Source organism: Bacillus nitratireducens, assembly GCF_001884135.1.
Taxonomy (GTDB): domain Bacteria; phylum Bacillota; class Bacilli; order Bacillales; family Bacillaceae_G; genus Bacillus_A; species Bacillus_A nitratireducens.
Genome location: NZ_MAOC01000022.1, coordinates 15,551 through 41,601 on the forward strand (window position 1 = coordinate 15,551; position 26,051 = coordinate 41,601).

General features: G+C 33.5%; 25 protein-coding genes and 4 pseudogenes. 24 read left to right on the plus strand and 5 right to left on the minus strand.

Annotation, left to right across the window (positions count from 1 at the left end; translation table 11 throughout):
• Positions 1-8: 8 nt before the first annotated feature.
• From BAU23_RS31015 to BAU23_RS08725, 6 genes and pseudogenes are all read left to right on the plus strand, one after another.
• Positions 9-182, plus strand: a complete 174-nt coding sequence (locus tag BAU23_RS31015) for a hypothetical protein (protein ID WP_165615087.1) — start codon at positions 9-11, stop codon at positions 180-182.
• Positions 127-273: pseudogene (locus BAU23_RS30915) on the plus strand (YqaJ viral recombinase family protein); the annotation flags it as partial. The gene BAU23_RS31015 and the pseudogene BAU23_RS30915, both read left to right, overlap by 56 nt.
• Before the next feature lie 135 nt (positions 274-408).
• The gene (locus tag BAU23_RS08705; RefSeq protein ID WP_016129352.1) at positions 409-660 is read left to right on the plus strand and encodes a DUF3947 family protein; all 252 of its coding nucleotides are present in this window, start codon (positions 409-411) and stop codon (positions 658-660) included.
• 1,109 nt (positions 661-1,769) lie between these two features.
• Positions 1,770-2,051, plus strand: a pseudogene (locus tag BAU23_RS08715) (ABC transporter permease); the annotation flags it as partial.
• A 745-nt stretch (positions 2,052-2,796) separates the two neighbouring features.
• On the plus strand, positions 2,797-3,372 hold the full coding sequence (locus BAU23_RS08720; RefSeq protein ID WP_071734129.1) for an ABC transporter permease: 576 nt from the start codon (positions 2,797-2,799) through the stop codon (positions 3,370-3,372).
• A gap of 137 nt (positions 3,373-3,509) precedes the next feature.
• Positions 3,510-4,067: a C1q-like domain-containing protein gene (locus tag BAU23_RS08725; protein ID WP_016129355.1), complete on the plus strand. Its 558-nt coding sequence runs from the start codon at positions 3,510-3,512 to the stop codon at positions 4,065-4,067.
• Between the two features lie 92 nt (positions 4,068-4,159).
• Here BAU23_RS08725 and BAU23_RS08730 read toward each other — a convergent pair whose 3' ends face one another.
• Entirely contained in the window at positions 4,160-4,372 is a 213-nt protein-coding gene (locus BAU23_RS08730) for a hypothetical protein (protein WP_000194439.1), read from the minus strand.
• Positions 4,373-4,627: 255 nt separating this feature from the next.
• On the opposite strand from BAU23_RS08730, the gene BAU23_RS08735 reads away from it, so the two are divergent.
• Entirely contained in the window at positions 4,628-5,131 is a 504-nt protein-coding gene (locus tag BAU23_RS08735; RefSeq protein WP_071734131.1) for a MepB family protein, read from the plus strand.
• Between the two features lie 357 nt (positions 5,132-5,488).
• Here the strand turns inward: BAU23_RS08735 and BAU23_RS08740 are convergent, their stop codons facing one another.
• On the minus strand, positions 5,489-5,683 hold the full coding sequence (locus BAU23_RS08740) for a hypothetical protein (protein ID WP_000723691.1): 195 nt from the start codon (positions 5,681-5,683) through the stop codon (positions 5,489-5,491).
• Positions 5,684-6,346: 663 nt separating this feature from the next.
• Here BAU23_RS08740 and BAU23_RS08745 point away from each other — a divergent pair.
• From BAU23_RS08745 to BAU23_RS08765, 5 genes and pseudogenes are all read left to right on the plus strand, one after another.
• On the plus strand, positions 6,347-7,342 hold the full coding sequence (locus BAU23_RS08745) for a glycoside hydrolase family 25 protein (RefSeq protein ID WP_016129357.1): 996 nt from the start codon (positions 6,347-6,349) through the stop codon (positions 7,340-7,342).
• Between the two features lie 145 nt (positions 7,343-7,487).
• A complete protein-coding gene (locus BAU23_RS08750; RefSeq protein ID WP_071734133.1) occupies positions 7,488-8,339 on the plus strand; it encodes a peptidylprolyl isomerase PrsA in 852 nt (283 codons plus the stop codon).
• 456 nt (positions 8,340-8,795) lie between these two features.
• On the plus strand, positions 8,796-9,017 hold the full coding sequence (locus BAU23_RS08755; RefSeq protein WP_000864199.1) for a hypothetical protein: 222 nt from the start codon (positions 8,796-8,798) through the stop codon (positions 9,015-9,017).
• Between the two features lie 188 nt (positions 9,018-9,205).
• Positions 9,206-9,611 (plus strand): annotated as a pseudogene (locus BAU23_RS08760) (hypothetical protein).
• 365 nt (positions 9,612-9,976) lie between these two features.
• Complete coding sequence (locus tag BAU23_RS08765) at positions 9,977-10,312, plus strand: YolD-like family protein (RefSeq protein ID WP_071734136.1); 336 nt, start codon at positions 9,977-9,979, stop codon at positions 10,310-10,312.
• Between the two features lie 318 nt (positions 10,313-10,630).
• On the opposite strand, the gene gerPF is transcribed toward BAU23_RS08765, so the two are convergent.
• Entirely contained in the window at positions 10,631-10,846 is a 216-nt protein-coding gene (gene gerPF / locus BAU23_RS08770; RefSeq protein WP_001141569.1) for a spore germination protein GerPF, read from the minus strand.
• Positions 10,847-11,058: 212 nt separating this feature from the next.
• Between gerPF and BAU23_RS08775 the strand changes: the two genes are divergently transcribed.
• From BAU23_RS08775 to BAU23_RS08790, 4 genes are all read left to right on the plus strand, one after another.
• Complete coding sequence (locus BAU23_RS08775) at positions 11,059-11,406, plus strand: hypothetical protein (RefSeq protein ID WP_000370914.1); 348 nt, start codon at positions 11,059-11,061, stop codon at positions 11,404-11,406.
• Between the two features lie 315 nt (positions 11,407-11,721).
• Entirely contained in the window at positions 11,722-12,429 is a 708-nt protein-coding gene (locus BAU23_RS08780; protein ID WP_000440729.1) for an SDR family oxidoreductase, read from the plus strand.
• A gap of 254 nt (positions 12,430-12,683) precedes the next feature.
• Positions 12,684-13,337 (plus strand): DUF6944 family repetitive protein, encoded by a 654-nt coding sequence (locus BAU23_RS08785; RefSeq protein ID WP_001053415.1) that lies wholly within the window; start codon positions 12,684-12,686, stop codon positions 13,335-13,337.
• A 299-nt stretch (positions 13,338-13,636) separates the two neighbouring features.
• Complete coding sequence (locus tag BAU23_RS08790) at positions 13,637-13,843, plus strand: YqaE/Pmp3 family membrane protein (protein ID WP_000990221.1); 207 nt, start codon at positions 13,637-13,639, stop codon at positions 13,841-13,843.
• 77 nt (positions 13,844-13,920) lie between these two features.
• Here the strand turns inward: BAU23_RS08790 and BAU23_RS08795 are convergent, their stop codons facing one another.
• Complete coding sequence (locus BAU23_RS08795) at positions 13,921-14,127, minus strand: KTSC domain-containing protein (RefSeq protein ID WP_000777813.1); 207 nt, start codon at positions 14,125-14,127, stop codon at positions 13,921-13,923.
• Between the two features lie 469 nt (positions 14,128-14,596).
• Here BAU23_RS08795 and BAU23_RS08800 point away from each other — a divergent pair, with 469 nt between their 5' ends.
• Positions 14,597-17,080: a PBP1A family penicillin-binding protein gene (locus tag BAU23_RS08800; protein ID WP_071734138.1), complete on the plus strand. Its 2,484-nt coding sequence runs from the start codon at positions 14,597-14,599 to the stop codon at positions 17,078-17,080.
• 82 nt (positions 17,081-17,162) lie between these two features.
• On the opposite strand, the gene BAU23_RS08805 is transcribed toward BAU23_RS08800, so the two are convergent.
• The gene (locus BAU23_RS08805) at positions 17,163-17,441 is read right to left on the minus strand and encodes a hypothetical protein (RefSeq protein WP_000270172.1); all 279 of its coding nucleotides are present in this window, start codon (positions 17,439-17,441) and stop codon (positions 17,163-17,165) included.
• Between the two features lie 235 nt (positions 17,442-17,676).
• On the opposite strand from BAU23_RS08805, the gene BAU23_RS08810 reads away from it, so the two are divergent.
• The 7 genes and pseudogenes from BAU23_RS08810 to BAU23_RS08835 all read left to right on the plus strand — a co-directional run bounded on the left by BAU23_RS08810 (position 17,677) and on the right by BAU23_RS08835 (position 26,013).
• On the plus strand, positions 17,677-18,822 hold the full coding sequence (locus BAU23_RS08810) for an MFS transporter (protein WP_071734140.1): 1,146 nt from the start codon (positions 17,677-17,679) through the stop codon (positions 18,820-18,822).
• A 228-nt stretch (positions 18,823-19,050) separates the two neighbouring features.
• Positions 19,051-19,244: pseudogene (locus BAU23_RS30540) on the plus strand (HesB/YadR/YfhF family protein); the annotation flags it as partial.
• A 413-nt stretch (positions 19,245-19,657) separates the two neighbouring features.
• Entirely contained in the window at positions 19,658-20,779 is a 1,122-nt protein-coding gene (gene mmgD, locus BAU23_RS08815) for a citrate synthase (protein ID WP_002099992.1), read from the plus strand.
• A 98-nt stretch (positions 20,780-20,877) separates the two neighbouring features.
• On the plus strand, positions 20,878-22,314 hold the full coding sequence (prpD, locus tag BAU23_RS08820; protein ID WP_071734142.1) for a 2-methylcitrate dehydratase: 1,437 nt from the start codon (positions 20,878-20,880) through the stop codon (positions 22,312-22,314).
• Positions 22,315-22,332: 18 nt separating this feature from the next.
• Positions 22,333-23,241 (plus strand): methylisocitrate lyase, encoded by a 909-nt coding sequence (gene prpB / locus BAU23_RS08825; protein WP_000312647.1) that lies wholly within the window; start codon positions 22,333-22,335, stop codon positions 23,239-23,241.
• A gap of 155 nt (positions 23,242-23,396) precedes the next feature.
• Positions 23,397-25,106 carry an acyl-CoA dehydrogenase family protein gene (locus tag BAU23_RS08830; protein ID WP_071734144.1) on the plus strand — a complete coding sequence of 570 codons (1,710 nt, stop codon included), beginning with the start codon at positions 23,397-23,399 and terminating at the stop codon, positions 25,104-25,106.
• Between the two features lie 16 nt (positions 25,107-25,122).
• Positions 25,123-26,013 (plus strand): NAD(P)-dependent oxidoreductase, encoded by an 891-nt coding sequence (locus BAU23_RS08835; RefSeq protein ID WP_000719405.1) that lies wholly within the window; start codon positions 25,123-25,125, stop codon positions 26,011-26,013.
• Positions 26,014-26,051: the final 38 nt, after the last annotated feature.

A 26,051-nucleotide genomic window follows, 5' to 3' on the forward strand; every position in this document is an offset into this window, starting at 1 on the left:
TGAACTAGATGCTAGAAAAACCGATGTCCATGCACAATGGCTATGGTAAAGCTGATCCACAGGAGCAAGAAGGTATCATGACAACGTCTATCGATGCCGAAAAGTTACAAGATGCCATAAGTCGATTCCAAGCGTACGGATTTAAAGGTACAACGCAGAAATGCAATCCTACAGCATCCTGAATACCCGTGGATGCTTGCAAATGTAGACCGATTGATTGTCAGTGAAAAGGTTGGCCGTGAATGTAAAGTGGTGTCTGAATATTCCGGGAAAGTTCGGAGTCAAAAGAAGGAAGGTGAACAAAAACGCTATTTGAATAAAAGCTAGTGGACTAGTTTTTAACACTCACTGAAATTAATACTCATAATATACGTTGTAATAACTTATATGGAAGTGAGTTGAATAATAATGTTTTATTCATATTTTAATACCCGAGCTAGAATGCGTCCGTATGGTACGGCGGGTATTACGTATAGCGGAGCACAAACTACAATTCAAGCTGTTCAACAAGCGTTACAAGCACAGCAGCAAATGCAACAAATGCAGCAAGGCATACAACCGTATTATTCATCTATGGAGTATTATTACCCAATGCATCATATTACACCATACGGAATTTCTGTTTCAACAATTCCATACGGAACTGTATACAATTTATAAAAATATGCAGGGGAATAAATTTGAGTGTGTATATAAGGGCGCAAGTACAGAGCGCCCTTATAAGAAATGATTCGTGTCTGATGAAGTAATATTCAATTAAATGTGTAATTGAGATTAATATAAAAATTGCATTTTATAGAAAAAGGTGTGATAACTGTATATTGAAACACTAAGAAATAAATTGAAGTAAGATTGCAAAGGAAAAGCTGTGGTTCGTAATTCAGGATTGGGACACTACTATATTTATCTGACAAGCTTAGATAATATTTTTACAGCAAGAAGCAGTGACCTAGAAATGGATGAAGTTTGTGGGACGAAAGCTAAATACGATGGGTTTACAGAACATATTGATGGAAAGTTATATAACTACTGCATTCGTTGGTTGGGGGGCAAATCAAAAGAGCAGCCAGCAAAAGCTAACTGCTCGTCTCCAAGGGGGAACCGGAGAAAATATAATGTTGTCTACAGTATTGACGGGAAATTTAGTTTTATTCAGTGAGGGCTTAATTTTTTTTATGTAATTTAGGGTTGGTTCCAGAAAAATGACATACCGCAAAAATATAAAATTATTAAAAGGACAATTACAATGAAAGCAATTAAAGAAACTTTCTTCCATAAATTTTTCATCAGTAGACCTCCTTTATGAAGAATATTAACACTTTTTCAGAATCTGAACAAAATAATCCTTTTAGAAGTAAGTAGATCGAACAGAGGGGAACTGTATCGTATGAATCAATTGCCATTTTTTTGAGGACATCGATGAAAAGGAGATGCGAAGACTTGTGGTGAAGGAGCTGAAAAACCACAAAGCATTGTGCGTCCGGATGAAAAATCAAGAAGAGCAGGCCAAAACAGGTGGCGTTATCCTTTTTCCTAAATGAAAGGTGACGAAAAGAATTATGAGATGCGTTGTAAATAAATTGAACGAACGTTACAGAATGCGCTTTATAAAAATCAGCGGCAGATTATTAAGTTAAAGTATTTAGGGAATGAGAAAGTGAAAGACTCCTATGTTTATAACGAGTTGATGATGAGACGTGATAACTTTTATGAGAATAAGGCAGTAGTTATCCGTTGCTACTGTTTTAGAGCTTATATGAACGTGGTTTTATTCTGTAATTGGAAAGATTGCTTTTGCTCCTAATAACACAAACTTAAATTATAGGGCACGAGTGGAAATTCGTGTTAATGGAAATCCAGCAATTGCAATAGATAATGATTTTTTTGGTCCAATAAACTTTACTAATGCTGTAGCTGTTTCATCAATAATTCAATTAAATGCAGGAGATTTAGTCGAGGTATTCGCGCAAAGTAGTATAGCGGGCGTTATTAGCGCTTCAGAAGATGGTGCGCATTTTGAAGCAGCAAGATTCCGGTCTCCAAAAGTATAAGTGGTATAAAAACTTGTAAGTAAGTTAATATTAGCATATTCCAAAATTTATATTGGTTCTGTCTAAGAACGGGTAATTTATTTGTAGTGCATGAAGTGTTTTAACGATGTACTATTAAATATTGCCTTATGATTGTAAATGAAAAACAGTCGAAGAAGAGCAGCGTTGTATATAACAAACTGTATGATGTTCAGGTAAAGAAAGCCAATTAGTAAGGAACTTTTACCGATTTAGTTTTTGAAAAAAGGCAAAGAGTAACTCTTACCTTACTCCTTGTCCATAGAATACACAAAAACCTTACGTTTGTACAGGTCGATAATTTACAATAATAATATTTGAATATAATGTTTAAGGGGAATTCCGAAAGATGGAATATAATTTATTATAGGGAGATTGTTGATTTTATAGGAAATTTAAGAGGATATTATCATCTTATTGACAATAAAGGGATATTGAAATAACAAAATATGAAATATTGCATATCGTACTGAATATTGTAATCTATTTAATAATAATAAAATTGTACGGAGGAGAAGGCTGGAAATCCGAGTTGATGAAACGGGATAATTGATATTAGTGATATAATCAAAATTTTTACATGAAAGCTTTGTTTTATACTTATACTTTCTCTTCAAGCTGTCTTATGGCAGCACGTTCTTATTTTTGTAATAGCAACAAACTAGTCTAAACCTTTCAAATCTAGCTTGCATAATATGTAGTAATAGAGTAGAAAGGAGCAATATATATGTCTTGTTATTATTACTGTAAGAATTGTGAGAGTTACAAAAAGAAAAATCATGATTGTTGTAAAAAAAGAAGTGACTATAATAATAAGTGCAGTAAAAAATATGATGATTGTTCTTGCAAACATAGGGAGAAAAACCTTGTAAGAGCATCCGATTTTAGAGCGGTAAATACAGTTAATCAAAACCTTCCAGCCAATACTTTTGTCAAAGTATTATTTCAAAATGAACAATTTGATTTAGCGAATGAATATAACCCGGCAACATCAGAGTTTACTCCGAAGACTAGAGGCGTTTATTCCGTAATTGGAACGATTGGTTTCTTTCCAAACGATACAAATGTAAACTATAGAGCGCGTGTAGAAGTTCGAGTGAATGGAAATGCGGCAATTGCTATAGATAACGACTTTTTTGGTCCGATAAATTTTGGGAATGTCGTAAGTGTTTCAACAATACTTCAATTACATGCAGATGATATTGTTGAGATTTTTGCGCAAAGTAGTATAGATGGGGTTATTAGTAGTTCAGAAGATGGTTCTCATTTTGAGACTGCTAGATTTCCATCTCCAATTGTATAAATATTAAAGAGGAAAAAAATTATTAACTCTGCTTTTCGGTGGAGTTTTTTTATTTTCATAATAGCAATAGCTCGTCCAAACTTTTTAAATTTATTTTGCATAGTATACAATAATAGATTTAGAAAGGGGATATAAATATGTCTTATTATTACTGTAAGCATTGCAATGGCTATAAAAAGACACAGCATACTTGTTGTAAGAAGAGTACAGATTATTACGATAAGTGTTGTGATAATGAGAAAGATAAACTTGTAAGGGCATCTGCTTTTAGAGCTGTTAGTACAGTAGATCAAAATGTCACTGCAAATACTTTTGTTAAAGTATTATTCCAAAATGAACAGTTTGATTTAGCGAATGAATATAATCCAGTAACATCAGATTTTATTCCGAAGACTAGAGGGGTTTATTCTATTATTGGTACAATCAGCTTTGCACCTAATGATAGTAATACGAATTATAGAGCGCGTGTAGAAATACGGGTAAATGATAATCCAGCTATAGCGATAGATAATGACTTTTTTGCTCCACCCAATTTTGTAAATGTCGTAGCTGTTTCAACAATACTTCAATTACATGCAGGAGATGTAGTTGAAATTTTTGCTGAGAGTGATGTAGATGGAATGATTATACAAAATGATCCAGGATTTATTAGTACGCATTTTGAAGCTGCAAGATTCCCATCTCCAATAAAATAAAAGGCATGTTTGTGATTTATGGACTATTTTTAACTAAAAGGCTCTACCTTATGGTAGGGCCTTTTAGTTAAAGGTGTTAAATTGGTAATATATTAAAATAAGTTCATTAATACTTGATAAGCGACACCTAGAGTTAATACGATAGCTAATAGTTTTGCTACCCAACTCGGTGCATTTAAATTTAGTAAAAGGGAATGACATATACTAAATGTAATGCCGAGTGTTAAAAGAATTGCGATAAGATATAAAACTAATAGGAAGAAAGGGTGCTCTATGGAGCCAAAGTCAATTTTTGATTGAGTCATGTAAATATGTACCTCGTTTTTTTGTTGATATATTAATATAATAATGAATAATGAGAAAAAATGGAAGAGTTATGTAATAAATACTATAAAAGTAAACATGAAGTTATGGATGGAGTGGATAAAATAATCTTTGAAAAGACTATTCAAAGTCATCATTTGTTTAAGTATCTTTACAGTGTTTTTGATTAAATTTTAAGTTCAATATACAAGAACGAGTGTTCTTGATATACTGAAAAATAAAAAAGGTGCGTTTACATGGCTGATTTTAGTAATATAGTTGAAAAACTAGATAAAATGATTTATAAACCTAATAATCTATTCATTACTAACCAAAAAGAAGAAAAGCAAAACTCAGAATATGCAGGAGGGATATTCCAGCTAAATAATAGAAGTATACGATTTAGGGTATCAAAAATTACGCCTAATAAGATTGGACAATTTGTTTCTTTTTGGGAGAAGGATGTTTCCATGAGAAATCAGGCATTTTCTTATGATTCGGTTCCTAATCTTTTAGTTATTACTTGTATAGCGGATAATAAACTAGGACAATTTATTTTTCCAAAAGAGATTCTTCTAAAAGAAAAAATATTAAAAACTCAAAACCAAAAAGGGAAAATGGCTATGAGGGTTTACCCTATTTGGGATAAACCTGTTAGTAATCAGGCTAAGAAGAGTCAACAATGGCAACTTCAATATTTCGTCGATTTAAGTGATTCTAAAAATGCAGCTATACATAAATTGTTAAACTTATATTCATAGCGATTAATAAGAAGATGATTTTTTGAAATACTTAATGTTTGTATGGGGGATCTTCGGAAATATGAACAGGGTAATGGTAAGTAAAGAATAAAAAAAGAGTATACAAATAAAGTATACTCAAAAGAAAGATAGGTTTTATGAGTGGAGTAGCTCCATAAGATAATATATGCACATTTTATTAATATGTGTAAAATATCAACGAAATATCAATAGAATATCAATTAATGAGTTATTTTAGTTTTTTATTGAAGTTATGTTTTTGTGAAATGAAAAAAGAGCCGTTTCTTTAGAAAGATTCGGCTCTTTCTATTTTTTTATTATCGAACGGTTCGAAAGGAAAAATCACAAATTATATGATTAACCATTTGATAATGATCGGACTTCAGTTATATATTTCTTGAAGTCTGGATATTGAGATACAGTCTGGCAGTTAGGGATGAGTAGTTGATTAATTAAAGATACGTTTGTAATTACTTCGTTACAAGGACCGTAGAATGTAACTTTTAGCTTTGAATTCGGGGGAACTTTGAATACGATAGGGATTTTTTTCATTGAATCAACTCCTTCTATAATAGGGGTTATATTTTTATTACTTTTTAATTAGGAAGACATATTAATATAATATGTAATTTTATTGTATTTGATTATTATATATACGGTATTAGTAGATGGGGTGTTATTTCACTATGCTATTTGAAAGTAAGATGTGGAAATTTAAAATGCTGTTTCTAAATTGTTTAATAACTATGTAAAGGAAAGGACATTTTCAATAAATAGGAAAAGTTATTTCTAATACGTATCAAAATAGCGCTGTGAAAAAATATATACCATGCTAATACAAAGCTTAAAAAATATGAATACGAGGGAGTAAGCAATAATTAAATATTAATTGTAAAAAGGCAGCTTTTTTAGCTACCTTTTTACAGGGAGATTGAAAAATCTTGGAGGTCATTCATGAGTATAAGCAAAAATTGCTTATATATAGTATGCACATTATTTATAGTTTTATCCCATTATTTAGTATGAAGAAAACGCAAACCTCTCGTTAATAAATGCAAAAGAGAAGAATTTGTTTATTATGGATAAAAAGAAATTATATAGTATAAAAAATAATGAAAATATATTTATTTGTTTTATAGAAGCTTGTTATTAGGCATATGGGTCTAACAATAAAACAAGCCTTGAATAAGCTAATAAAAAAGGAGTTGATTAGTAATGGGTTATATTGTAGATATTTCGAAATGGAATGGAAATATCAATTGGGATATTGCAGCGTCTCAGCTAGATTTAGTTATTGCTAGAGTTCAAGATGGTTCGAATACGGTCGATTTTATGTATCAAGGTTATGTGAAAGAAATGAAGAAACGTAGTATCCCATTTGGGAATTATGCATTTTGTCGTTTTATATCTATTTCAGATGCAAAAAAAGAAGCGCAAGATTTTTGGAATCGTGGCGATAAAAATGCTAAATTTTGGGTAGCAGACGTAGAAGTTCAAACAATGGTAGATATGCAAGGCGGGACTCAAGCATTTATTGATGAATTACGCCGATTAGGTGCAAAAAAAATTGGTTTATATGTAGGACATCACACGTATGTATCATTTGGAGCACGCAATATTGATGCTGATTTTATATGGATTCCTCGTTATGGAGGGAATAAACCAGCATATCCTTGTGATATTTGGCAATATACTGATTCAGGAAATGTTCCTGGTATCGGAAAATGTGATTTGAATCAATTAATTGGGAATAAAAATCTTTCTTGGTTTATAGGTTCAAATCAAACAAATCAATCTAGTATTGGAGATAGTAAGCAACCAAATGGAATTGGTATTGCAGTTTCAAAATATGATGATGGATACGGTATTAATTTATATGAGAACCCTGCGAATCCACAGTTTACAGGAAGACTTACGAAAAAAATCCCATATATAATCTATAAAGGTTATTGGGGAGGTGGCGAAAAAGATATGATTTGTTTAGGTGGAGAACAACAGTGGGCTAAGTTAGAGCATTTTAATGTGCAATGGTACTATGCGTACTCAAAATACACACCTGGATATGAAATTAGAACGTACGATGGACCAAACGGGAATGATACAGGTGCGGTCGATGGGAAAATTCCTTATCGTATTTGGAATCGTCAGGATGGATATGTAGATCTAGGTGGAAACAAATGGATCAAAGAAGAACATGTTCAGATTAAATGATGTGAAAAAATCGGATTCATGCCAGCTTATAGTGTTTAATAAAGCTTGCCGCTGACATGAAGAGAAATACTTGCGGAAAACACATTAATTTCACAATAGCGCTGTATAGTTCCTAATATACAATTATCAAAGTGAGGTATTTGAATTGAAAAAGAATAAGTTATTTATGGGAACTATTATTACATGTGTGGCGCTAGCATTGTCTGCGTGTGGTTCCTCAGAAAATGTTGCAACATCAAAAGTAGGAAACGTGACAGAGAAAGAGTTAAGTAAAGAATTAAGGCAAACATATGGAAAAAGTACTTTATCTCAAATGATGTTAAATAAGGCATTGCTAGATAAATATGAAGTTTCAGATGAAGAAGCTAAAAAACAAGTAGACGCAGCAAAGGAACAAATGGGTGACAAGTTTGAAGTGGCTTTAGAGCAAGTAGGGTTAAAAAATGAGGATGAACTAAAAGAGAAAATGAAGCCAGAAATTGCACTTGAGAAAGCGATTAAAGCGACTGTCACAGATAAAGATGTGAAAGATAACCATAAACCTGAAATGAAGGTAAGTCACATTTTAGTGAAAGATGAAAAAACTGCGAAAGAAGTAAAAGAGAAAATAAATAATGGTGAAGATTTTACTACTTTAGCGAAACAATATTCGGAAGATACTGGTTCAAAGGAACAGGGCGGAGAAATTGCTGGTTTTGCTCCTGGTCAAACTGTGAAAGAGTTTGAGGAAGCTGCGTATAAATTAGATGCAGGACAAGTAAGTGAACCGATAAAAACATCTTATGGTTATCATATAATAAAAGTGACGGATAAAAAAGAATTGAAACCATTTGATGAAGTAAAAGATACGATTCGAAAAGATTTAGAACAACAAAGACTGCAAGATGCGACAGGTAAATGGAAACAACAAGTAATCAATGATCTATTGAAAGAAGCGGATATTAAAGTAACAGATAAAGAATTTAAAGATACATTTAAATTCTTAGATGAGAAATAAGGTTTAGAAGAAAAACAGAGATTTAGCATAATGCTATATTTCTGTTTTTTTATTTTCAATAGAAAAGGGAACTCATATAGAGTTCCCTTTTCGCGTTAGTGTGTGAGTTATAAATAAATAGTAAGACAACACAATATTACATTTAAATATTAAGAATTACAATGGGAAATTTTGGATGTAGATAAAAGGAATAAGCAATTTAATTCGCAAAATGTTGAAATGATAATGTTTTGTTAATTAATCTTGTTAAATATAAACTAAATATATTTTTTGTATTTTCTTAGAAAATGAATAGAAGACATAATTTAAAGAATGATACATACCCTATTATCGGAGAGTAAATTGACTTTATACGAAATGAAATGTAGAACTCTTTTTATTGCAAAAAGTGTTCTACATTATGATATGAATAATTTTAGATTTACTAAATTATTAAATTAACTTGGAGGAGAATATATGAAAGTTATTTTTAAAAGAGAAGGCGGAGGGAAAATTTTCGAATCAGCTAATGAAAATATAAGTATTCTACTAGATGTATTAAAAGAAACAAAAGGGATAAAGATTGGGATGATTGAGTATGAAGTATTAGAATTTAAACTGGAATATTATCGGAATCCGAAAAAAACAGAAACAGAGAGAGAATTACATATTATTATGAAACCTAAACTTAATCAATAGAGAAAATAAAGTAATGAAATGATTAGTTTTGATTTTGTTCGTCCTTACTGATTCATAATAAAAGTATATGCTTATGTCGTTGGATGGTTAATGAATAGTAAAACTAAAACTTCTTTTATCTATGCAGGAGATGAATGTATAAATGTATTTATAAAGTGCTTTGTTTAACAATATTGGAGGAGTTAAAAATAAGTTTAGCTAGTTATAGGCTGTAATGTAGAAGTGCCGTTAACCTCTGAAGATTCCAATGATTTAATCATAATTGGACCGTGCTTTTCAGATGAAGGTTTACTTGAAGTTGTAAAAGAGCATCAATTTCAAATAAATTATATTTACGAAGTATCATCAGGATGGGTAATTGAACTAGTTGAGTGGCAAAGCTTAAAAGAGAAGGAAGAAGCTCAAAATAAACTTTTAATTTTATGCTCAATTATGAAAGAGTATTTAAAAGAAGGGGAATACTTTGAATTATTTAGTTGTTGGGTTGGTGATGAAGATCAGAAAAAAGTTTGGGAATTAAACTTGAAAATAAATCATTTTGATGTAGCTGAAATTTGTATTCCAGAAAGAACGTTAGTTAGGATAGAAAAGTAGAAAAATAAAAGCGACTCCACATTGGGTGGAGTCGCTTTTATTGTTGCTACACGTATTCAATGATGCGATAGGAAGTGCAAAGAAAATTGATTAATAATAGGAAGTAATAAATGAGTATGGATAAACTTCATAGATTAAAGTTACATTTTGTTTGAAAAATTTACATGTTGCACTACCTAAAGAACGTTCGTTCGTGTATAATAAGAACAAACGTTCTTTAGGTAGTGGCGATTTCTACAAATTCATAAATAGTTTTGAATTGGAAAGCTACGCTATATATTAAATAAGAGATGGACAAAGTGTATTTAGAAGTGAAATTTCTATTTTGTGAATGGATAGATATAGAAAATTGAGGAGTAAAGAAAATGAATTATGTAAATATTCAAGAAAAAGGAAGAGAGTGGGTTCCGTTTACAGTAATGTCGGAACAATTATTGAGTATGAAAAAAATTATTGGAGAGAAATTAAAAGTCCAAAGACCGCTAATAACGAATGAAGCGAAAGAAAGTATTTCAGACAAGTTATTAACTTCATTATTGTCTGAAGAAGAGCTGTTAGTGACATATTTTGAAGAAGGATACATACTTACAAGTTATATGACAGTGGTTCATATAAATCCTATTCAACAAATTGTAAAATGTACAGATGCATTTTATAAAACATATATATTTTCTACAATGGACATAATTGATGTAACCTAAAAGAAGCTGAATTTTGAAATTTAGCTTTTTTAATTTGTCTCGCTATTGGCGGGCAGTTAGATTCATACCCCAAAATTTTACTGTACGTCAGGCTGCCTGCAAAAGCCCAATTGTTATGGGTTAATAGTCAATGGATAATGGACAAACCCCTTACTATTTTGAAGCGGTGAAGAATGAAATGAAAAAGCAGCTAGATGCAAACTAGCTGCTTAGCCCCAGGGAAAGGGAGAAAAAGATTGGGTACTCAAAAAATCAACGATAGCTGTTTATCAGCCTGAGTATAGTATAGACAAATTTAAAAATATTATACAGATCTGGTTAGGCCGTACCAACTTGGTTTTGATCTGCTAAATCAGAATCAAATGTATTAGTCGCGCTAACCCCACTAAAAGTGTTCACAACGAAACCAACGTTAGATGCGCCAGAACCGTTATAAGCTTTTGTATTCTCTTTTGGAGAAACGTTATAGAAATCACCTAAGTTGAAAGACCCGTTACTATTTTGTACAACTAAATTCCCGACAACTGAGGGCATAATTTTCACCTACTTTATAAGTAATTGTTTGCACTACTATATGAAGGTATAGTCTAATTGGTTCGTTTGACAAATATTGTGGGATATGAAAACGTTTGAAGCTTTATTTAATTAATTGGGCAAAAAGTATGTTAGAAGTAACGAAGAGTTGAATTTTAAAAAGTATAAATTTGAATAATCAATATATACGCAATTAAAGGAGGCAAAATGTAATGGATAATGTTATAAAAACAGTAGATTTAACAGATGCAGAATCAAGTAAACTTGTTGCTTTTATTTGTAGTAATGATGTTACATTGATCGAAAAAGCATTTTGTCCTAATGAAATAAAATTAAAGTTTAATGAAATAGCGATTTTATCGGCGATTAAAACAGCATATATTACGAAAGTATCTATAAGGAAAGAACTTGAAGCGATTTTTCACGATACAGGCGTTTTATTAGTGAAGCAAAATGTTGAAAGGAATAGTACTCAATCTATAACAATGCATTTTGAACAATTTAAAAAGTTGCAAAATGAGATTGAGACTTTAAATAAAAGCGTGTTTAAGTCTACGTGAAAATACTTGGATAAAGGTGGACCATGTTATGTTGAAAATGTGGATTGAAAAGTATTTGGATAAATCGAACCGTAAACATAAATATACTTTCATCATTGTGTAACCTAGATTTATTGATATGAGAAATGTAGGAAAGTGCAGATATAATTTAAAAATAATAAAGATACAAACAAAAAGAGTAACTATGATGGTTACTCTTTTTGTTTGTAATATGTATTATCAAAAATACTTCTAAAGTATGAGATGAATTGATACTTAAGTAAGAATTTGAATAAGAATAAAAAGAGTAACATTAATTGAAAGGAGGAGATGAAGTTGGAGCGAAACGACATTGGAAAACTTGTAATTATTACTGGAGTAACGCAAGGGCTAGGACGTGCATTGGTTGATAGGTTTCATGAATTGGGATGGAACATAGTAGGCTGTGGACGCTCAAAAAATAAAATTGAAGAGCTTAATAAATATTATGGTGCTTCACATGATTTTCAAATAATTGATGTTTCAAATCATCAACAAGTTAGTAAATGGGCAAGTAGTATTCTTAATAAGTATAGGGCTCCTGATATGTTAATAAATAATGCATCGATTGTTAATCAAAACGCACCGTTATGGAAAGTTCCCGCTCAAGAATTTGAAAGTGTAATGAGTGTAAATGTGAACGGGGTAGTAAATGTCATTAGGGCGTTCGTCCCGGCGATGATAGCTAGAAAAAAAGGGATTATTATTAATATGAGCTCTAGTTGGGGAAGAGAAGGTGAGGCTGAACTTGCGCCATATTGTGCTTCGAAGTTTGCTATTGAAGGTATCACGCAGTCCATGGCAATGGAACTACCAAATGGCATGGCTGTAGTTGCCTTAGATCCAGGTGGCAGTATTAGCACTCCAATGCTTCACTTATGTGCACCTCAATATGTAAAAGAATCTCCTACACCTGAAATGTGGTCACATAAAGCAATTCATTATATATTAAATATATCAATAGATAAAAACGGTGACTCATTGACATGTCCGGTATGCATTTAATGTTTAGATAGGTATTAAATGTGATATGCACATTTTTGAAGGACAAGCATATATTGAAGTATGTAGAAAGCATTTGCAAATTAGACATTTATCGAGAAAGCCCTTGTCAAAAAAGAGCACCTGAAAGGTGCTCTTTTGTATTATTAGTACATTATGTGATGCACAAAATTACATATGAAAAATAAAATAATGAATTAAAGGTGATATTTGTTTGTTTCGAATGTACTAGAAAATTTAAATATAGGTGATGGGAAATGAACCTACGCGATTTAGAATTGACAGGGGCTTGGTTTCAAGTAGGAGGAAATCTTATAGCAGCAATTGGAACAACTAGAGGGTTTGCAGGGGAAGAAAAGATTGAGTCGGATCTTGTTATTGTAGGGAGTTCATTACAAGCTCTCGGATATATATTACAAATTATAGCAACTAATGATGCGAAAGATGAAGATGAGAAGCAAGAGGTAACTATAGATAACAAAAATAAGGCGCTAGCAAAAACGGGGATTGAGTTATTAGCTTTAGGTAATATTTCTAATGTAATAGGAACGTATTTTAATCTCAATGAACAAATGAAAGAAAATGATTTCCTTATAATTACTGGAAATAGTTTGCAATCAATTGGCGCTTTTTTAGGAGTAGAAGTAGCATTGAATGAGATAAATGGAATACAGTGGATTATCGTATTAGGGAATTCAATGCAAAGTCTAGGTGCGGGATTACAAGCATATCAAGGTATTCAAAATGTATCAAAAGAAGAAAAGGGAAACGAAGACAGTAATATAGATAAAGAAGATCAACGTATAATAGGGCTAATAGGTATTTGGATACAGGCAATAGGTACTGTAATTTCAGCAATTGGATTAACCGAAATAGTAGAGGAACAACGATTGGAATCTAAGAAAAGGTGATGAAATACTCATTTCAATGAAGTTTGGAGTATTTCAATTTTAGAAGTAGGACAAGATGGATGTGTTAATTGTTTTGTAGGCTTTTTCATATAGGTGTAGAATATACATATAAATGAACAAGTGAAAATAACTTGATAACGTTAGTGAGACGCTCCTCATTTAGTTGTACTATTATATGTGATTTTTGTAATGATGAGTTCTTATATATGCTTTTAGAAATAACATAATTTCATAGGTTTGTTAGTATAGGAGATGGATGGGTGAGAATTGAAAAATAAACATTAAGGAGTTTTTTAGACATGATGTACTTATTAGCAATTTTACTTCCGCCGGTAGCTGTTTTATTTTGCGGAAAGCCGTTTCAAGCGATTATTAATTTCATTTTAACTTTAATTTTTTGGGTTCCAGGAGCGATACACGCAGTTCTTGTCGTACATGATAAAAAAGCCGACAGGCGACTTAAAAGACAAATTCAAGCGTACGATGAAATTAATAAAAGAAGATAGAAGGTGAATTGCAAGTGAAAACATACAAAAAAGAAAGGGAATTTGATTCGCCTTTCTTTTTTGTATGCCAATCAAGTTTAAATTTTAGTATAGCGGTAAGAATTTTTAATATAGGTATTATGATAATAACTTTTAGAGTGTGCGTTTAATAAACCGGTGTAAATACTTTCTGGTACGTTAAAGAAATCATACATACCATTCTTCAGTTGAATACGTAAAATCATCGAAAAAGGATTATAGCCAACAGCAACTATATTTTTTGAGATAACGGGAGAGAGCTTCATCAATACGCAACTCCTTACTTTTCATTTTAGGTGGTTTCTTCTTGATAAGGGGATTGTCGTGTTGAAATCCTAATAATTAAAGAGGTATTATATTTATATGCAATATATCAAATGTTCTTTATACGTAATTATAAGGAAGTTCACACGAAGTACATATCGTTGTGCTATTTTTATTTCACCTTTGATTTATAAATAAGAAAATATTGACCATTTGAAAAAAAGGTATATTATTTATACGAGGTATTAAAAATTCACTTCTTACATTCTATGCTTTAAGGGGCAGCATTATTAGAAAAAATAGAAGTGAAAATAGTTTGTATAAGAAGTATTCTAAAATTTATAATCTGTGAATTGGGAAAATATTGAATGCTCCAGGTCAATATACTTTCTTAATTAAATTCAGTTTAGAAAGTGACCTCAATATTTTTAAGTAAATCAACGGGAGAATTGAAAGGCAGGAGAAAGTAACATGTCAGAAAATTATCGTTCTCGAGAGGAGCGACGACAAGTTCAAAAGAAAAAACAGCCAGCTTCTAAAACACAAAAACCAAAAGGTAAAACATCATTCTTTCGTAAGTTTTTAATTAGTTGTTTATTACTTGGTATTGTTGGTTTAGTGGCGGGGGTTGCTACCTTTTTCGTTATGATAAAGGATGCGCCAAAACTTGAGAAAGCAAAACTTGTTAATCCGTTATCCTCAAAAATTTATGATAAAGACGGGAATTTGGTATATGAATATGGGAAAGAAAAGCGGACGAATGTAACGTATGATCAAATTCCTAAATTAGTAGAAAATGCATTTTTAGCGACAGAAGATGCACGTTTTTATGAGCATAGTGGAGTAGACTTTAAAGGTACTGCACGTGCGGTTTTAGTCAGTCTTAAAGGAGATTATGGCTCTCAAGGTGGAAGTACGATAACGCAGCAAGTTATTAAAAACTACTTCTTATCGATGGAAAAGACGTCAAAACGTAAAGTTCAGGAAATATATTTAGCGTATAAGCTAGAACAACAGTATTCAAAACATGAAATTTTAGAGATGTATTTAAATAAAATTAATTTAGGTAACCGTTCATATGGAATCGCAACAGCGGCACAAAACTACTACGGTAAAGAATTAAAAGATTTAACATTACCAGAAGTTGCGATGCTAGCTGGCTTACCAAAAGCACCGAATAACTATGACCCAACGAAAAAAGAAAATGTTCAAAGGGCAACAGAAAGAAGAAATACTGTACTAGGATTAATGAATCGACATGGGTATATAACAAAACAAGAAATGGAAGAAGCATCGAAAGTTGACGTAGAAAAGGGACTTAAGACTGCAACTGAACTACAAGCAATGCCATATCCAGCATTTATGGATGCGGTTGTGAAAGAAGTAGAAAAAGAACTACCAGATGCTAATATTGGTTCTGACGGTTTAGAGATTTATACAACATTGGATCCAAAAGCACAGAAATTAGCTGATAATATTTTAAATACAAATATTATTGATTACCCAAATGATAAATTCCAAGGTGCTTTCACATTTATGGATACAAAGACAGGAGAAGTTCGCGCTATAGGTAGTGGGCGTGGTGAAAATAAAGCAGTATTTAAAGGGCATAATATGGCGATTGAATTAGATCGTGCAGCTGGTTCGACAATGAAGCCAATCTTTGATTACGGCCCTGCTATTGAATACTTAAAATGGGCTACGTATCATCAAATTGATGATTCTCCATTTAAATATTCAACTGGACAAGAACTTCGAAATGCGGACAGAAGTCATTTAGGCCCAATTACTATGCGTGAAGCATTAAAAATGTCACGTAACGTTCCAGCGGTTAAAACTGCAAAAGAAGTAGGACTTAATAAATCAAAGGAATTCTCTGAGAAATTAGGTATTACATTTAATAAAGCGCCAGCAGAATCTACAGCTATTGGTACAAACGAAGTATCACCAACTGAAATGGCGGGTGCTTATGCGGCATTTGGTAATGATGGTAAGTATACGAAGCCGCACTTTGTTAAGAAAGTAGTTTATCCAGACGGCAAGTCGCAAAGTTTTGGACAAAAACCAAAACAAGTTATGGCTGATTCTACAGCATATATGATTACTGATATGCTTCGTTCAGTAGTGACATCTGGTACTGGTACAGCAGCAAATGTGGGCTCTTTAGATGTAGCTGGTAAAACAGGTACAACAAACTATGATTCAAAACAAATAGCGAAATATAAAATTCCAGAAAGTGCAACTCGTGATAGTTGGTTTGCAGGATATACGCCGCAATATACAATGGCAGTATGGACTGGATATATGAAAGATGGTAAAGACGAGTATATTAGTAGTAAAAATACGAAAATTGCACAGTTGATCTTTAAAGAAATGATGAGCGAGATGGCTACAGATAAATCACGCTTTAAAATGCCAAGTAGTGTTATTCAAGAAGGTAGTGAGTTACGTATAAAAGGTGAAAAACGTGATTCATCTCCAAATACGAGCGTACCGGATACAACTGAGCAACCAAAGCAAGACCAACAGCAAAAAACTGAAGAAGAGAAGAAGCAAGAAGAATTAAAGAAACAGGAAGAACTTAAGAAACAAGAAGAGCAAAAGAAACAAGATGAACTTAAGAAGCAAGAAGAGCAAAAGAAACAAGAAGAGCAAAAGAAACAAGATGAACAGAATAAGCAAAATGAACAAAACAATGGAAATGGTCAAGGAAATACAACTCCACCGAACAATGGTGGAGGCCAAGGAACTCCAAATCCACCAACCACTGGTGGAGGCCAAGGAACTCCAAATCCACCAACCACTGGGGGTGGGCAAGAAACTCCAAATCCACCAACCACTGGAGGTGGCCAAGGAACTCCAAATCCACCAACCACTGGGGGTGGGCAGGAAACTCCAACCCCACCAACTACTGGTGGGAACACAGGAGAGGCTCCTTCCAATAATGGACAATAAATAATTCATTTTAAAAGCACCAAAGGTACCGGGAAAAACGGTTTCTTTGGTGCTTTTTGTATTATAAAGAGTAATATTATTTTTAAATGTTAAAAGTACCATAGAAATTTTGAAAGTAAATTGATGGGAAATGATAAAAAATTTGAGTCGGAGGTATTGGATAACTAGGGCTATAAAAAGTAGTACTACTAGGGTGTGTACCATGATGCCAAAATGAAGGGGTGACTTGGTCAGTCGATTGATATTGTTGCCAAGCGGCAGGAAGCTCGATACCAACATCGGAACTAGCTGTATGAACGACAGGAACATGTATTGAGGGAGCTGATGGTACAACGGCGGTTATTCTTGGTGATACCCACATGAAAACGATCACTCCTAAGTTTAATAATAAAATAGTATATTCTTTTAGAACATATAAAGGTACATATATAGGTTTTTTGCTTAAAACATAGGTATAAAGTCGTAAGACCAACTTAAATTGACGGTAGACCATTTATTATGAAAAGATACGTCTATTAGCGGAGGGCAAGGGAACATGAAAAATATACAATTGATGTGTTGATTGCAATATTTTACGTGTTTATGGAGGGATTTTAATGGAACGATTATGGACGAAATCATTTATACAAATGACTATCGCGATGTTATTTTTATTTACGGGGTTTTATTTACTTGTTCCAACGCTCCCGCTCTTTATTAAAGAGATTGGTGGAAATGAATCGCAAGTTGGACTGATGATGGGAATGTTTACAATAGCAGCAGTTGTAATACGGCCGATTATTGGAGGTATGTTAGATCAATATGGTAGAAGATCTTTTATTATTTTCGGACTCATATTTTTTGGGATAACGATGTATTCGTATAATTTAGCATCGACTATTGTCCTTTTAGCTGTTTTACGTGTTATTCACGGAGTGACGTGGGCTGTTTCTACAACAGCAGTTGGAACAGCGATAACTGATATTATTCCAGATTCACGTCGTGGTGAAGGAATGGGCTGGTATGGCATGGCGATGACAATCGCGATGGCAATTGGCCCGATGATTGGATTATGGGTTGTTCAAAATTATTCATTTCATGGTCTATTCTTGTTAGCAACTCTTTTATCCTTTATGGCAGTCGTATTATCGTTAATAACGAAGATGCCATTCACGCCACAAAAAGAAAAAGGGAAAATTCAGCTGTTTGAAAAATCCGTTTTATCAATAACGATTGTTGTATTCTTTTTATCATTTGCATATGGAGGAATAACAACATTTTTACCGTTATTCGCGTCATCAATTGATGTGAATCCTGGGACATTCTTTCTTGTATATGCAATTGCTTTAACAATTGTAAGACCTATTTCAGGAAAACTATTAGATAAATATGGAGAAGTTTTTATCATACTTCCGGCACTATGTATTACTATTTTAGCGATAGTTGTACTAACGATTTCAAATGGTTTGACAGGTGTAATGATTGCGGCGGCATTATATGGTGTTGGATTCGGTTCAGCACAGCCTGCTTTGCAAGCAGCGATGCTGACAATTGTTGATCCTAGTAAAAGAGGAGTTGCTAACGCTTCATTCTTTACCGCTTTTGATTTAGGGATTGGATTAGGTGCGATTTTACTTGGAGTTGTTTCACAAATGTTTGGTTACCGTATTTTATTCGCAGGTAGTGCAATTTCAGGATTAATAGCTTTAATTATATTTGTCATTTCTGTAAAACAACAATTAGGCAAAAAAGATTTTGCGTAAATAGGAAGAGCGAAGGTGAAATTTTCAATTGAACACGATGCTCGACGATGCTTTAAGGAAGAATTGCGTATAAAGTATGATGAATCAATTTGATTTATCCCGCTACTTGCGGGCAGTAAGACTCTCACCTCAAAATTCGGTGGAAGCCCTGCTGCCCGTAAACGTCCGATTGATGAAGGCTAATAATCAGTAGGGGATGAACAAAAAAACCACTGATTAAAGTTTCACTTTATTGTAATGTGCGGAGGAAATAGTACAATTTATCTAGGATATTCTTTAGGAATTGTTTCTGAGAAACCAGTTCGGGAAATAGTGTCAGTTGAGAAAGATGATAGTTTATTTTTATAGATTTTGATGATCTTTCGTACTTTCAAAACTATGAATTAGTTGCAAGCTATCGTAAAGAAACGGAAGAAATTTAATTTAATTATGTAAAATAATAATTTTATTAAAAATAAATAAATTTTATATAAGAATTATATTTGTGGGAATATGAAATGAATATTATAAAAAACGAGCTGTGTATGAATACAGCTCGTTTTTTTATATTTGTTAAAGGAAAAGAGGTTAAAGGTATATTTAGTGGGATTATATGGATGATTGTTATATTTCGTTTTAAAAAATCGTAAAAAGTCGTCTGTAATTTTTTGTAAAAAATAAAAGTTATGTTTGAAAAATTGTATTGTTACATCGGTAAAAGTATAGGAAACTTATCATTATAAAATAAATTGAAATCTTCTAAAAACTCTGATACATTGAAATAGAAATGTAGTTTCACAGTATTGTAAAGGCTTACAGTTATGTGCACGAAGATCTATTAGGATTGGAGGAAATAATGATGAAAGCTGAAGAAAAATTTTCCCCGGGATTAGATGGTGTAGTAGCAGCGGAGACGAAAATTTCGTTTCTTGACACAGTAAAAGGTGAAATTGTAATTCAAGGGTATGATTTAATCGAACTCTCAAAAACAAAAGAGTATTTAGACATTGTGCACCTTTTATTAGAAGAACATCTACCGAATGAAGATGAAAAAGCAACAATTGAAAAGAAATTAAAAGAAGAATATGCAGTGCCAGAAGGTGTATTCAACGTGCTAAAGGCATTGCCTAAGGAAACGCATCCTATGGATGGGTTACGTACAGGTGTGTCTGCATTAGCTGGTTACGATAGTGATATCGAAAACCGCTCGTTAGAAGTGAATAAAAGTCGAGGGTACAAGCTTTTAAGTAAAGTGCCAAATATTGTAGCGAATAGCTATCATATTTTAAATAATGAGGAGCCAATTGAGCCTCTTCAGGAATTGTCATATAGTGCGAATTTCTTCTATATGTTAACTGGTAAAAAACCAACTGAACTTGAGGAAAAGATCTTTGATCGTTCCCTTGTTTTATATAGTGAACATGAAATGCCAAACTCTACATTTACAGCTCGCGTAATTGCATCAACACAATCGGATTTATACGGTGCTTTAACAGGTGCAGTTGCATCTTTAAAAGGAAGCTTACATGGCGGTGCAAATGAAGCGGTTATGTACATGCTTTTAGAAGCTGGAAATGTTGAGAAGTTTGAAGAGTTGTTACAGAAGAAACTTTATAACAAGGAAAAAATAATGGGCTTTGGACACCGTGTGTATATGAAGAAGATGGATCCAAGAGCACTGATGATGAAGGAAGCTTTAAAACAGCTTTGTGATGTAAAAGGTGATTATACACTATATGAAATGTGTGAAGCCGGAGAGAAAATCATGGAGAAGGAAAAAGGAATTTATCCGAATCTTGATTATTACGCAGCTCCAGTATATTGGATGCTTGGTATTCCAATTCAACTTTACACACCAATCTTCTTTAGCTCTAGAACAGTAGGACTATGTGCGCACGTTATTGAGCAACATGCGAACAATCGTTTGTTCCGTCCACGTGTAAATTATATAGGCGAGCGACATGCATTTAGTAAATAAAAACAACTGGGGAGTTGTTAGCGCCGCCCGCCAGATGGGTGTTTGACCGACACCCATCATTAATAATAACGAATTTTCGACAGAAAGGGAAGATTAGCATGATTAAAACAAATGAAATCAAACAAAAAGATGCATTATTAGAAGAAATTACGGACTATGTATTAAATAAAGAGGTTACAAGTGCCGAAGCATTCAGTACGGCTCGCTACGTATTACTTGATACACTTGGATGTGGAATTTTAGCACTACAATATCCAGAGTGTACGAAATTACTAGGACCAGTTGTACCAGGAACAATCGTACCAAATGGTACACGTGTACCAGGAACATCTTATGTGCTAGATCCAGTAAAAGGTGCATTTAATATCGGATGTATGATCCGTTGGTTAGACTATAACGATACTTGGCTTGCAGCAGAATGGGGACATCCATCTGATAACTTAGGCGGAATTTTAGCAGTAGCAGATTATATTAGTCGCGTTCGTATTTCAGAAGGAAAAGAACCATTAAAAGTACGTGAAGTACTAGAAATGATGATTAAAGCACATGAAATTCAAGGTGTACTTGCTTTAGAAAACAGCTTAAACCGTGTTGGTCTTGACCATGTATTATATGTAAAAGTAGCAACAACTGCTGTAGTTGCGAAAATGCTTGGCGGAACACGTGAAGAAATCTTTAATGCATTATCACATGCATGGATTGATAATTCTAGTCTTCGTACATATCGTCATGCTCCAAATACTGGCTCACGTAAATCATGGGCAGCAGGTGATGCAACGAGCCGTGGTGTTCATCTTGCAATGACTGCTCTAAAAGGTGAAATGGGTTATCCAACAGCATTATCTGCGCCAGGATGGGGATTCCAAGATGTATTATTTAACAAACAAGAATTAAAATTAGCTAGACCACTAGAGTCTTATGTAATGGAAAATGTATTATTTAAAGTATCATATCCAGCAGAATTCCATGCACAAACAGCTGCAGAATGTGCAGTGAAATTACATCCGGAAATTAAAGAAAGATTAGATGAAATTGATCGTATTACAATTACAACTCATGAGTCAGCAATTCGTATTATCGATAAAGAAGGTCCATTAAATAACCCAGCTGATCGTGATCATTGTTTACAATATATTACGGCAATTGGTTTATTAAAAGGAGATATCGTTGCGGACGATTATGAAGATGTAGTAGGAAATGATCCACGTGTAGATGAATTACGTAATAAGATGGTTGTTGTTGAAAACAAACAGTACAGTTTAGATTACCTTGACCCGAACAAGCGCTCAATCGCCAACGCTGTTCAAGTTCATTTTAAAGATGGTACTGTAACAGAAAACGTGGAATGTGAATACCCACTTGGTCACCGTTTCCGTAGAGACGAAGCGATTCCAAAAGTTGTTCAAAAATTCACTGCAAATATGGCAGGTCATTATTCTAGTAAGCAACAAGAACAAATTCATGAAGTTTGTTTAAATGAAGAAAAACTAGAAAATATGAATGTAAACGAATTTGTAGATCTATTCTTAATTTAATAATAGGGGGAATTTAGAATGGCTTGGGTTGTGAATAAACAGTCAACACAAGAGGAGCTTGCGAATCGCTTCCGAGCTTTAGTAGAAGCAAATGAAATTTTGCAAATTCCAGGTGCTCATGATGCAATGGCGGCTCTTGTTGCGAAAAATACAGGTTTCTCAGCTCTTTATTTATCGGGAGCTGCTTACACTGCAAGTAAAGGGCTACCAGATTTAGGCATCGTGACGTCTACTGAAGTAGCAGAGAGAGCAAGAGATTTAGTAAGAGCTACAGATTTACCAGTCCTTGTTGATATTGATACAGGATTTGGCGGTGTATTAAACGTAGCGAGAACAGCTGTAGAAATGGTAGAAGCGAAAGTAGCAGCAGTTCAAATTGAAGATCAACAATTACCAAAGAAATGTGGACATTTAAATGGTAAGAAACTTGTTACTACAGAAGAATTAGTTCAAAAAATAAAAGCGATTAAAGAAGTTGCACCAAGCTTATATATTGTAGCACGCACAGATGCTCGCGGTGTAGAAGGATTAGATGCCGCGATTGACAGAGCGAACGCATATGTAAAAGCAGGGGCAGATGCAATATTCCCTGAAGCACTTCAATCAGAAGAGGAATTCCGTCTATTTAATAGTAAAGTAAATGCACCTTTATTAGCGAATATGACTGAGTTCGGGAAAACGCCGTATTATAGTGCAGAGGAATTTGCGAATATGGGCTTCCAAATGGTTATTTATCCTGTAACTTCACTTCGTGTTGCAGCGAAAGCGTATGAGAATGTGTTTACTTTAATTAAGGAAACAGGTTCTCAAAAAGATGCACTTTCTAATATGCAAACGAGAAGTGAGTTATATGAAACAATTTCATATCATGACTTTGAAGAACTAGATACTGGAATTGCAAAAACAGTATTATCAGAGGATCAATAGATAAAACAACGAAGGCGATGAGAATACATCTTTGGCAAAACGAACTGCTTGATGTGAAAATTCATCGCCTTCTGTTTTCAATAAAAAGATATTCCACTCATCGTAGACGAGCATATGCAAAGAGCAATGAAGGCCGAAATGATAGGGGGATTCAGATGGAGAAAACGAAGTTACCTTGGGATGAATTTTTTTCACTCAATAAAGATGTGAACAATACTTACTTTACACCTGAAGATTTTTCAGGGGATGAAGATTTAATTGCAAAAACGACAGAACAATTCGTTAAACAAGAAATTGTTCCACAAATTGAGAACATTGAACAACATAACTATAAAGTTTCTCGTCAATTATTTGAGAAAGCTGGGGAACTTGGATTATTAGGCATTGAGGTACCAGAAGATTATGGTGGGTTCGAGTTAGGAAAGGCTGTCTCAGGTCTTGTAGCAGAAAAAATGGGTTACGCTGGTGCATTTAGCGTCTCTTTTAATATACACGCAGGTGTTGGTACGTTGCCTTACATATATTACGGAACGAAAGAACAAAAAGAAAAGTATTTGCCGAAAATCGCATCAGGAGAATGGATTGGTGCTTATGCTTTAACTGAGCCAAATGCTGGTTCGGATGCATTAAGTGCAAAAACGAGTGCAGTATTGAATGAAGATGGTACTGCTTGGAAGCTGAATGGTGAGAAGCAGTGGATTACAAATGCTCATATGGCAGAAGTTTACGTTGTTTTTGCGAAGACAAATAAAGGAATGACAGCGTTTATTGTCGAAAGAACATGTGAAGGTGTATCTATTGGATTAGAAGAAAAGAAGATGGGGATAAAAGGTTCTTCAACAGCGACTCTTATTTTAGAAGATGTTGTTATTCCTGCTGAAAATATTTTAGGGGAAGTTGGGAAAGGGCATCACGTAGCTCTTAATATTCTTAACTTCGCTAGACTAAAACTTGCTTTTGGAAATATTGGAACAGCAAAACAAGCAATCGGTTTGTCAGTTCAATATGGAAAAGAGCGAAAACAGTTCCAAACGGAATTAGTAGATTTTACGATGATTCAAGAGAAAATTGCAAATATGATCATTGCTACATATGGAGCAGAAAGTGCAGCTTACCGTACAGCAGGTGTAATTGATGAAGCAATTCATGAGAGTGATGAGGACCTTATGAAAAAAATGTCCCAATTTGCAATTGAATGTGCACTGAATAAAGTGAACGCTTCTGAAACACTTGCTTATATCGTAGATGAGGCTGTACAAATTCATGGTGGATACGGTTATATGCAAGAATACGAAGTAGAACGTTTATATCGTGATGCTAGAATTAGTCGTATTTTTGAAGGAACGAACGAAATTAATAGATTAACGGTTGCTAAAATGTTAATGAAACAATTCGAGCAAATTGAAGATCATGTAGTAGAAAGTGATATATCAAATGTAGAAAGAAACCATCGTTACATTTTATTAGCGAAAAAATTGTTGAAACAATCTTTGAAAACGCTCTCTAAAACTCCGGGCTTAAAAATTGATCAGGAGCAAGAATATTCACGTGTATTATCAAATATGTTGACGGACGTGTACGTCATGGAATCAGCATTTTTACGTACGAGTAAAGCAATTAATAAAAATGGTGAAGAAAAAGAGCGTACGAAGCAAATGATAACAGATGTTATTTGTGAAGAAGGATATCGTAAAGTAGAAGAAGCTGCGATTTCCATTCTTTCAGCAGCTGTCACAGAAGAACAAAATAGACAAGAAATATTAGCTGAAATCCGTCAATTATTAGTGCCTTTATACTCGAACTTATTTACGAAAAAGAGAGACATTGCGAAAGTTTTTATAAATCGCGGGAAATATATTGTGTAAATAGGAGGAAAGCGATATGAAAAAGATTGGTTTTATCGGCTTAGGTAACATGGGTCTTCCGATGTCTAAAAATTTAGTTAAATCAGGCTACACAGTATATGGAGTGGACTTGAATAAAGAGGCGGAAGCTTCCTTTGAAAAAGAAGGAGGAATTATCGGCCTATCAATCTCAAAACTAGCAGAGACGTGCGATGTGATTTTTACAAGTTTGCCTTCACCTCGTGCTGTGGAAGCGGTATATTTTGGGGCAGAAGGATTATTTGAAAATAGCCACTCGAATGTTGCTTTAATTGATACAAGTACAGTATCTCCACAATTAAACAAACAATTAGAGGAAGCGGCGAAGGAAAAGAAAGTAGACTTTTTAGCAGCACCTGTTAGTGGCGGGGTAATTGGTGCAGAAAACCGTACATTAACGTTTATGGTTGGTGGATCGAAAGAAGTATATGAGAAAACTGAATCTGTCATGGAAGTACTTGGAGCGAATGTTTTCCATGTTAGTGAGCAGATTGATAGCGGTACAACTGTTAAATTAATTAACAATCTATTAATTGGTTTTTATACAGCTGGTGTGAGTGAAGCTTTAACATTAGCGAAAAAGAACAATATGGATTTAGATAAAATGTTTGATATTTTAAATGTAAGTTATGGTCAAAGTAGAATTTATGAGCGTAATTATAAAAGTTTCATTGCATCAGAAAATTATGAGCCTGGCTTTACTGTAAATTTATTAAAGAAAGATCTAGGGTTTGCAGTAGATTTAGCTAAAGAAAGCGAACTTCACTTACCAGTAAGCGAAATGCTATTAAGCGTATATGAAGAAGCAAGTGAGGCAGGATATGGTGAAAACGATATGGCTGCTTTATATAAGAAAGTTAGCGAACAATTAATTTCTAATCAAAAATAGTGCACTTATAAAAACCATGATAAAAAAGGAGAGAATAT

Coding starts and splice junctions, on each gene's coding strand:
- prpD (WP_071734142.1), top strand. CDS start 20,878: ATGATTAAAACAAATGAAATCAAACAAAAAGATGCATTATTAGAAGAA.
- BAU23_RS08720 (WP_071734129.1), top strand. CDS start 2,797: ATGTCTTGTTATTATTACTGTAAGAATTGTGAGAGTTACAAAAAGAAA.
- BAU23_RS08775 (WP_000370914.1), top strand. CDS start 11,059: ATGGATAATGTTATAAAAACAGTAGATTTAACAGATGCAGAATCAAGT.
- BAU23_RS08755 (WP_000864199.1), top strand. CDS start 8,796: ATGAAAGTTATTTTTAAAAGAGAAGGCGGAGGGAAAATTTTCGAATCA.
- BAU23_RS08795 (WP_000777813.1), bottom strand. CDS start 14,127: ATGAAGCTCTCTCCCGTTATCTCAAAAAATATAGTTGCTGTTGGCTAT.
- gerPF (WP_001141569.1), bottom strand. CDS start 10,846: ATGCCCTCAGTTGTCGGGAATTTAGTTGTACAAAATAGTAACGGGTCT.
- mmgD (WP_002099992.1), top strand. CDS start 19,658: ATGATGAAAGCTGAAGAAAAATTTTCCCCGGGATTAGATGGTGTAGTA.
- BAU23_RS08805 (WP_000270172.1), bottom strand. CDS start 17,441: ATGTGGGTATCACCAAGAATAACCGCCGTTGTACCATCAGCTCCCTCA.
- BAU23_RS08730 (WP_000194439.1), bottom strand. CDS start 4,372: ATGACTCAATCAAAAATTGACTTTGGCTCCATAGAGCACCCTTTCTTC.
- BAU23_RS08835 (WP_000719405.1), top strand. CDS start 25,123: ATGAAAAAGATTGGTTTTATCGGCTTAGGTAACATGGGTCTTCCGATG.
- BAU23_RS08785 (WP_001053415.1), top strand. CDS start 12,684: ATGAACCTACGCGATTTAGAATTGACAGGGGCTTGGTTTCAAGTAGGA.
- BAU23_RS08790 (WP_000990221.1), top strand. CDS start 13,637: ATGATGTACTTATTAGCAATTTTACTTCCGCCGGTAGCTGTTTTATTT.
- BAU23_RS08765 (WP_071734136.1), top strand. CDS start 9,977: ATGAATTATGTAAATATTCAAGAAAAAGGAAGAGAGTGGGTTCCGTTT.
- BAU23_RS08735 (WP_071734131.1), top strand. CDS start 4,628: ATGGCTGATTTTAGTAATATAGTTGAAAAACTAGATAAAATGATTTAT.
- BAU23_RS08740 (WP_000723691.1), bottom strand. CDS start 5,683: ATGAAAAAAATCCCTATCGTATTCAAAGTTCCCCCGAATTCAAAGCTA.
- BAU23_RS08745 (WP_016129357.1), top strand. CDS start 6,347: ATGGGTTATATTGTAGATATTTCGAAATGGAATGGAAATATCAATTGG.
- BAU23_RS31015 (WP_165615087.1), top strand. CDS start 9: ATGCTAGAAAAACCGATGTCCATGCACAATGGCTATGGTAAAGCTGAT.
- BAU23_RS08705 (WP_016129352.1), top strand. CDS start 409: ATGTTTTATTCATATTTTAATACCCGAGCTAGAATGCGTCCGTATGGT.
- BAU23_RS08800 (WP_071734138.1), top strand. CDS start 14,597: ATGTCAGAAAATTATCGTTCTCGAGAGGAGCGACGACAAGTTCAAAAG.
- BAU23_RS08725 (WP_016129355.1), top strand. CDS start 3,510: ATGTCTTATTATTACTGTAAGCATTGCAATGGCTATAAAAAGACACAG.
- prpB (WP_000312647.1), top strand. CDS start 22,333: ATGGCTTGGGTTGTGAATAAACAGTCAACACAAGAGGAGCTTGCGAAT.
- BAU23_RS08810 (WP_071734140.1), top strand. CDS start 17,677: ATGGAACGATTATGGACGAAATCATTTATACAAATGACTATCGCGATG.
- BAU23_RS08830 (WP_071734144.1), top strand. CDS start 23,397: ATGGAGAAAACGAAGTTACCTTGGGATGAATTTTTTTCACTCAATAAA.